The following is a 7,179-nucleotide window of genomic DNA, read 5'->3' as shown; positions in this document are numbered from 1 at the left end:
GGGACCGTAGGTCCCGGCGCCGGGGGTGTGGCCGGGCTCAGCCCACCCGGAGCAGAGGAGGGTCACCGGCGGGACGGGGACGCGGTGGGGTGTCCCCGCAGGTCGAGACGAACGACGGCGGAAAGCCGAAAACGAAAGCTTCACGCCGAGGAGACACCCCGGCGCGGCACCGGACACCCCGCACCCACGCACCCCACACGACCACCGGCACAAGCCAAGAACCACGCGGCGCCAGCCGCACCGCACCGCAACCACACGCCGCGCCGAAGCCACACAGCCGCACCCGAACACGGCGCCAAGCCACACGACGGCACCCCCGGGTAGGGTCACAAAAATCAGCGCGGGACCCTACAGCGCGCACCACACCGGCCAACCGTCCCGCGCAACCACCCCGTGAAGCGGGCCCCGGAAACCGGACCGGGATATGGGTGGGGAGCGTCAGCGTGGGGGTGAGGGGGTCCCCCTCCTGGGGGGAATGCGGGGCGCAGCACCAACGCACCGTGGGCCCTCGCGTCGCAGCGCACAGGGGCGGAACCGGTTCATCGGGGGCCTAGCGCGACAGCGCGCCCTAGGTACGGAGGCCCCGCCTGGGTACCTAGCCTCGGGTTCACCTGAGGGGAAAGGAGCCCGTGATGGCTGACGCCAGACCGGTGTACCAGCGGATCGCCGACGACCTGCGCCGTCAGATCGACGAGGGGACGCTGACCGTCGGCGCCCGCATCCCCTCCCGCTCGGAACTCAAGCGCTCCTACGAGGCCAGCGACCAGACCGTCGACCGCGCCGTACGCGTACTCAAGGCCGCGGGCTACGCGGAGGGCCAGTTCGGCCGCGGGGTCTTCGTCGCCGACCGCGCCCCCGTCGGCACCCTCCTGCGCTCCACCGGCGCGGTGGACTCCCCCTTCGCCGCCCGCGTCGCCTCCTCCGACGAGGGCGAGGGAGCCGACGAGGACCAGCTCGCCGCCATCGCCTGGGAGGCGACCTCCACGGCGACCGTCGCACCACCCCGTATCGCGGAGCGCCTCGGCATCACGCCGGGCGAGCGCGTGATGTGCACCCAGTACGAGTATCTCGCCGACCGCCGCCCCGTTCAGCTCGCCACGAGCTGGGAGCCCCTCGCCATCACCGAGGGCACCGACGTGCTCTATCCAGAGCGCGGGCCCTACGCGCGACGGGGCGTGCGGGGCAGGCTCGCCGCCATCGGCATCCGCGTGGTGCGGGCCGCCGAACTCGTGGGCGCCCGGCCAGCCACCAGCCCCGAGGCCGAGAGCCTGGGCTGCTCGCCGGGCCAGTGCGTCACGGCCGTCGAACGCACCCACTACGACGAGGAGGACCGCCCGGTGGAGACCTCCGACATCGTCGTACGGGCCGACCGCTGGCGCCTGGAGTACGGCATCCGCTTCACGGGCTGACCCGCGACCGCCCCGCCCCACCCGTTCGGTCGAGCGCCCCCCGGCCGGTTCCGGTTACCCCCGTACGGCCCAGCGTCCGCGAGGCAGTCGGGGGAAACGTTGACGGGAGGTCAGCTCTGAGTGGCCTCCCCGTAGAGCTGGGACAGTTCCGGAGTGCCCGTCTCCGCCCAGGCCGCGCCCTCCTCCAGGACGTCCAGCTCCCTGCCGGAGGTCAGCCGCACCACGGGCTGCCCGTCCTCGCTCAGCACCCACGCCGTGCCCGGCACCGTACGCACGAGGACCGTACCGAGGTAGAGCCCCGCGTCGCTGCCCAGCCAGGGCGAGATCTCGGGGTCCTCGCGCCAGCGCGGGAGGAGCTGGTCGAGGGCCGCCAACGACTCCGGGGTGTCGTTGAGTTCGACCCCGGCGTCCTCCGCTTGGTCGCGCAGCAGTTGACATTCGGAGAGCAACTGCGTGACCGATTCCGGGTCCCGTGACATCGCCTCCGCGAGCCCGACGCCCTCGCCGTCGGCGCGCCGCTTGCGCCAGTTGTCCAGGAAGGGGATGTTCATACAGATCAGAGTGGCACCCGTCCCGCCCCCGACACCACAGGCGCGCGGTACACAGCGCGCGCCGTTTGCCCTGCTGGACACCTTGACGACCCCGAGGGGGTGTCCTCAACGTCCCGCCTGGGCCGCGGCGCCTGGCACGCACGCTCGCGACGTTGTCGGTCGTCAGCGCAGCCCTCCCCCAGGCCCTGCGGGCTGGGAGGGGCCCCCTGCGCTTTCCTCCCTCCGCCTTGCGACCGCACGCACCAGACTCCCCCAGCTACCGCTGGGAGGTGCCCCCGGCGGCCCCCGGCCTACCGACCGGACGACGCTACCTTGACGACACCCCCTCGCCTCCCTACCTTCACCGGGCCTCGATCGAATCGGGGCCGCACACACGACTGTTGGAGTCGCACGAGAGGGCTGATCCGTGCACAGACGTCTGTGGAGAGCCTCCGTCTCATCCGTCGCGGTCCTGGTGACCGCCGTGAGCGCTCCGGCGCTCGCGGTGGCCGAGGAGCGCGCGGACGGCGGAACCACCACCACCCACGAGCCGCTTCCTCTGGAGCGGCTCTTCGACAACCGGGCCGTGAGCGACGACAAACGCCCCGGGAGGGCCGACTTCGACGGGGCTGGCAACTCGCTCTCCGCGCAGGACCTGCGCGCCGCCGGATGGTCCCCCGGCAGCACACTCGACCTCGACGCCGCCACCCTGCGCTGGCCGGAGCGGCGCCCGGGGCAGCCGGACAACGTGCGCGCCGACGGGCAGCGCGTGCGGCTGCGCGGCGCGGGCGACGCCATCTCCTTCCTGGTCGCGGCCACTTCACCGGGCGGCGCAGCCGGTGAGGTGAGCGGGAGCGGGACGGTGCGGTACGCGGACGGCTCGCGCAGCGCGTACACGCTGCGGGCGCCCGACTGGCGCGGCGGCCCCCTGGCGACGAAGTCGGTGGCGCTCCCCCACGTCAACACCGCGACGTCGGGGCAACTCGACGAGAAGGCCAAGCTGTACGCGGTGACGGTGCCGGTGAAGAAGGGGCGCGAGGTGCGCTCCGTCGAGCTGCCGCGCGATCCGGGCCGCGACGCCGATCTGCACGTCTTCGCGGCCTCCCTGCGCGCCGGGTCGCCGGGCTGGACGGGCAGCTGGTCGGCGAGTCCCGCCGGTTACACGGACATGGGCGGCTGGCGGGACCGGACGATGCGGCTGGTGGTGCACACCTCCGCCGGGGGCCCGAAGGCCCGCATCCGGCTGGAGAACACCTTCGCCTCCACCCCGGTCGAGATCGGCCACGCCTCCATCGCCGTGCAGGGCGAGGGCGCGGCCGCCAAGGGCGCTCCGGTGCCACTGCGCTTCGGCGGCCGGGACGGTACGCGCATTCCCGCGGGCGCGCGGGCTGTCAGCGATCCCGTGGGCTTCTCCGTGCCCGCGGACACGAATCTGCTGGTGAGCATCCATCTGCCGGGCCCTGTCGCGGCGGCGCCCGTGCACAGCCAGGCCATCCAGCGCTCGTATCTGAGCGAGGAGGGCAGCGGCGACCGTACGGGTGAGGCGGGCGGCGGCGCCTACACCGCGTCGACGTCCGTGTGGCCGCTGCTGACGGGCGTGGACGTGCGGGGCGGGCCCGGCTCGGTCGTCGCGCTCGGGGACTCGATCACCGACGGTGTGAAGTCGACGGAGGGCGCCAACAGGCGCTGGCCCAACGTGCTGGCCAGGCGGCTGCTCGACCAGAACGAGGTGCCGCGCTACGGCGTGCTGAACCACGGCATCTCGGCGAACCGGATCGTCACCGACCGCTATCCGGGCGACGGCGTCAGCACCGACACGGGCGGGGTGAGCGCCCAGCACCGGCTGGAGCGCGACGTGCTGGCGCAGACCGACGTGCGTACCGTCGTCCTCTTCGAGGGCATCAACGACGTGCGCTGGGACACCACGCCCGAGCAGGTCATCGCCGGGATGAAGGCCATCGCGCAGCGGTCCAGGGAGCGCGGCATCCGCGTGGTGGCCGCGACGATCGCGCCGTGCGAGGGCTACCACGACTGCACGGCCGAGGTGGAAGCCCGTCGCACGAAGGTGAACGACTTCATCCGCGAGAACGGCGGCACCTTCGACGCGGTGCTCGACTTCGACGCGGCGATCCGCGACCCGGAGCGCCCGCAGCGGATGCTGCCCGCCTACGACAGCGGCGACCATCTGCACCCCGGCGACGCGGGGCTGCGCAGGCTGGGCGAGTCCGTCGACCTGCGGAAGCTGGCGGGCTGAGGCTGAGGCAGGACCGGTGAGGGCTCCTCTCGCGGGAAGAGCCCTCACCGGGCGCTACAGCTCCAGGTCCACCACGACCGGGGCGTGGTCCGAGGCGCCCTTGCCCTTGCGCTCCTCGCGGTCGACGTAGGCGTCCTTGACGGCGGTGGCGAAGGGCTGGTTGCCGTAGACGAGATCGATGCGCATGCCCTTGTTCTTCGGGAAGCCCAGCTCGCGGTAGTCCCAGTAGGTGAACGGCTGGTCGTACTTGAGGGGCCGCGGCACCACATCGGACAGGCCCGCCGTGCGCAGGCCCTCCAGCGCGGCGCGCTCGGGCTCGGTGACGTGGGTGGCGCCCTCGAAGCGGGAGACGTCCCAGACGTCGTCATCCGTGGGCGCCACGTTGTAGTCGCCCATGATGGCGAAGGGCAGCTCCCCCGGTGCCTCCTTCTCGGCCGTCCTGCGGAGCGCTTCGAGCCACTCCAGCTTGTAGGCGTAGTGGGGGTGGCCGATCTCGCGCCCGTTGGGCACATAGACCGACCAGACGCGGACGCCGCCGCACGTGGCGGCGGCGGCGCGGGGCTCCTGGCCGCCGTCGTAGTCCGGGCCCTCGGGGAGGCCGACGACGGTGTCCTGGAGGCCGACGCGGGAGAGGACCGCGACGCCGTTCCACCTGCCGTCGCCGTTCACCACGGCCTCGTAGCCCAGCTCGCGCAGCGGCTCGGCGGGGAACGCCTCGGCGGAGCACTTCAGCTCCTGGAGGCAGACCACATCGGTGCCCGAGGACTCCAGCCAGGCCAGCAGCCGCGGCAGCCGGGCGGTGATCGAATTGACGTTCCAGGTCGCGATACGCATACCGCGCAATCTACCGCGCGAGGCTGACACTCTCGCCCGGGGTGAGACGGCTGTGGCTGACGCCTCCGAGGTTCTCGATCATGCGGTCGTAGACGGGCCGCGCGAGGTCCGTCAGCAGGCTGTCGTGGACGTCGACGGCCTGGCGGGGCGCGACCGCGCGCACGTAGTCGATGACCTCGGAGACCTTGCTCCACGGGGCGTGCACGGGCAGCAGCAGGGTGTCGATGTCGCGCTCGGGCACGGTGAGCGCGTCGCCGGGGTGGAAGACCTGGCCGTCCACGACGTAGCCGACGTTCGCGATGCGCGGGATGTCGGGGTGGATGACGGCGTGCAACTGGCCGTGCACCTCGATCTCGAAGCCCGCGGCTTCGAAGGTGTCGCCCTCGCCGACGGTGTGGACGCGCCCTGGGAAGACGGTGGAGATCTGCTCGGCGACGCTGCGCAGGGTCCAGATCTCCGCCGCCGGGTTGGCTTCCATCGCGGCCCGCAGGCGCCCCTCGTCGAAGTGGTCCGGGTGCTCGTGGGTGACCAGTACCGCGTCCGCGCCCACGGCGGCGTCGCCTTCGCTGAAGCCACCCGGGTCGATGACGAGCGTGCGTCCTTCGCGCTCGATCCGTACGCAGGCGTGGCCCTTTTTGATCAGCTTCATGCCGCCATTGTCTCTCGCGGAGCGCCGTCGTCACCCGCGGGGCGCCCGGCGAGTACGGGCTCAGTCCTCCGGCTTGGTCTCCTCCTGGATCACGCGCTGCGCGACCGCGAAGGCGGAGTTCGCCGCCGGGACGCCGCAGTAGACGCCCGTCTGGAGCAGCACTTCCTTGATCTCGGCGGGGGTGAGCCCGTTGCGCAGGGCCGCGCGGACGTGGAAGGCCAGCTCGTCGAGGTGGCCGCGCGCGACGAGCGCCGTGAGGGTGATCACCGAGCGGGTGCGGCGGTCGATGCCGGGGCGGGTCCACACCTCGCCCCAGGCGTAGCGGGTGAGGAAGTCCTGGAAGTCCTCGGTGAAGGCGTCCGTGTTCTCCAGCGCCTGGTCCACGTGCGCGTCGCCCAGCACCTCGCGGCGCACCTTGATGCCGCCGTCGTACGGGTCCTTGCGGATCGCGGCCTGCTCGGCGGACTCCAGCTCCGCGACGGCCGAGGCGCGCGGCGGGGCCGGGGTGATCACCGGGGCCGGGGCCGGCGGGCCCGCCGGGGATTCCTGCCAGGTGGTGGTGAAGTGCCTGATCAGCAGCTCGGTGACGGCGCCCGGCTGCTCGACGGGCGTCAGATGCGAGGCGCCTGGCACGATCGCGAGCCGTGCGTCGGGGATGCCCGCGACCAGGGCCCGCGCGTCGGCGGGCGGCGTCGACTCGTCCTCGGCGCCGGTGACGACGAGTGCGGGGACGCCGATGCGGTTCAGGTCCTGGCGCGCGTCGAAGGCGGCCATGGCCTCGCAGGCGGAGATGTAGCAGCCGGGGTCGGTCGTGCGGACCATCTGGACGGCCCATTCGACGATCGCGGGCTGCGCGGCGGCGAAGCCCGCCGTGAACCACTTCTCGGGTGTGGAGCGCGCGACGGGGTCGAGGCCGTTCGTCCGGACGACGACACCGCGCTGCCGCCAGGAGTCGGGAGTGCCGAAGCGGGGCGAACTGGACACGAGTGCGAGCGAGGAGACGCGCTGCCGTGCGGTGAGGGCGAGCTGGATGCCGATGGCGCCGCCGATGGAGCAGCCCGCGTAGCCGAAGCGCTCGATGCCCAGCGAGTCCAGGGTGGCCAGCAGCCGGTCGGCCAGCGCGGCGACCGAATCGGCGCCGTAGGCGGGCGAGCCGCCGTGGCCCGGGAGGTCGAACCGCAGGACGCGCCAGTTGCGGGTGAGCTCGGGTATCTGCCGGTCCCACATGTGCCAGGTGGTACCCAGCGAGGGACCCAGCACGAGGGCCGGAGCGCCTTCTGGCCCGTCCATGCGGTATTGCAGGGTGTTCTTCGGTGTCTCGCTCACCCGTCAGACCCTCTCATGTCTCAAAAGATCTCATACGACCGGGGCGAGATGATGGGTCCCCTGTCCTCCCCACCGCAACAGGTCTCGCGGTATCGGGACCATTTCCTCCGCACGGGCCGTTCACCGCTTTCACGCTCCCGCCGACGGCGGCGGCTTGCCCCGTCAGGCCCCCCCGCG

Annotated in this window: 6 protein-coding genes; 2 read left to right on the top strand and 4 right to left on the bottom strand. The window is 72.6% G+C overall.

The genetic code is table 11. The features are described from left to right. The first annotated feature begins 632 nt into the window (after positions 1-632). Positions 633-1,409 carry a GntR family transcriptional regulator gene (locus ACYVOO_RS36085; RefSeq protein ID WP_453349704.1) on the top strand — a complete coding sequence of 259 codons (777 nt, stop codon included), beginning with the start codon at positions 633-635 and terminating at the stop codon, positions 1,407-1,409. Positions 1,410-1,519: 110 nt separating this feature from the next. On the opposite strand, the gene ACYVOO_RS36080 is transcribed toward ACYVOO_RS36085, so the two are convergent. Beyond that, positions 1,520-1,960 (bottom strand): DUF6278 family protein, encoded by a 441-nt coding sequence (locus ACYVOO_RS36080; protein ID WP_461019954.1) that lies wholly within the window; start codon positions 1,958-1,960, stop codon positions 1,520-1,522. Positions 1,961-2,423: 463 nt separating this feature from the next. Here ACYVOO_RS36080 and ACYVOO_RS36075 point away from each other — a divergent pair, with 463 nt between their 5' ends. Further along, on the top strand, positions 2,424-4,193 hold the full coding sequence (locus ACYVOO_RS36075; protein WP_461019953.1) for an SGNH/GDSL hydrolase family protein: 1,770 nt from the start codon (positions 2,424-2,426) through the stop codon (positions 4,191-4,193). Between the two features lie 54 nt (positions 4,194-4,247). On the opposite strand, the gene ACYVOO_RS36070 is transcribed toward ACYVOO_RS36075, so the two are convergent. From ACYVOO_RS36070 to pcaDC, 3 genes are read right to left on the bottom strand one after another with little or no spacing between them, the layout of a single operon-like run. Further along, positions 4,248-5,027, bottom strand: a complete 780-nt coding sequence (locus tag ACYVOO_RS36070; protein WP_453349707.1) for an exodeoxyribonuclease III — start codon at positions 5,025-5,027, stop codon at positions 4,248-4,250. Positions 5,028-5,037: 10 nt separating this feature from the next. Further along, positions 5,038-5,676, bottom strand: a complete 639-nt coding sequence (locus tag ACYVOO_RS36065; RefSeq protein WP_461019952.1) for an MBL fold metallo-hydrolase — start codon at positions 5,674-5,676, stop codon at positions 5,038-5,040. Positions 5,677-5,736: 60 nt separating this feature from the next. Continuing rightward, the gene (gene pcaDC, locus ACYVOO_RS36060) at positions 5,737-7,002 is read right to left on the bottom strand and encodes a bifunctional 3-oxoadipate enol-lactonase/4-carboxymuconolactone decarboxylase PcaDC (protein WP_461019951.1); all 1,266 of its coding nucleotides are present in this window, start codon (positions 7,000-7,002) and stop codon (positions 5,737-5,739) included. Positions 7,003-7,179: the final 177 nt, after the last annotated feature.

The organism is Streptomyces daliensis, assembly GCF_054782395.1.
Note: the sequence above shows the minus strand (reverse complement) of the source record. Positions and strands in the feature narration are given on the sequence as shown.

Bases quoted from the DNA above. Each gene is read 5' to 3' on its own strand.
- ACYVOO_RS36085 (WP_453349704.1), top strand. From the start codon at position 633: ATGGCTGACGCCAGACCGGTGTACCAGCGGATCGCCGACGACCTGCGC.
- ACYVOO_RS36080 (WP_461019954.1), bottom strand. From the start codon at position 1,960: ATGAACATCCCCTTCCTGGACAACTGGCGCAAGCGGCGCGCCGACGGC.
- ACYVOO_RS36070 (WP_453349707.1), bottom strand. From the start codon at position 5,027: ATGCGTATCGCGACCTGGAACGTCAATTCGATCACCGCCCGGCTGCCG.
- ACYVOO_RS36065 (WP_461019952.1), bottom strand. From the start codon at position 5,676: ATGAAGCTGATCAAAAAGGGCCACGCCTGCGTACGGATCGAGCGCGAA.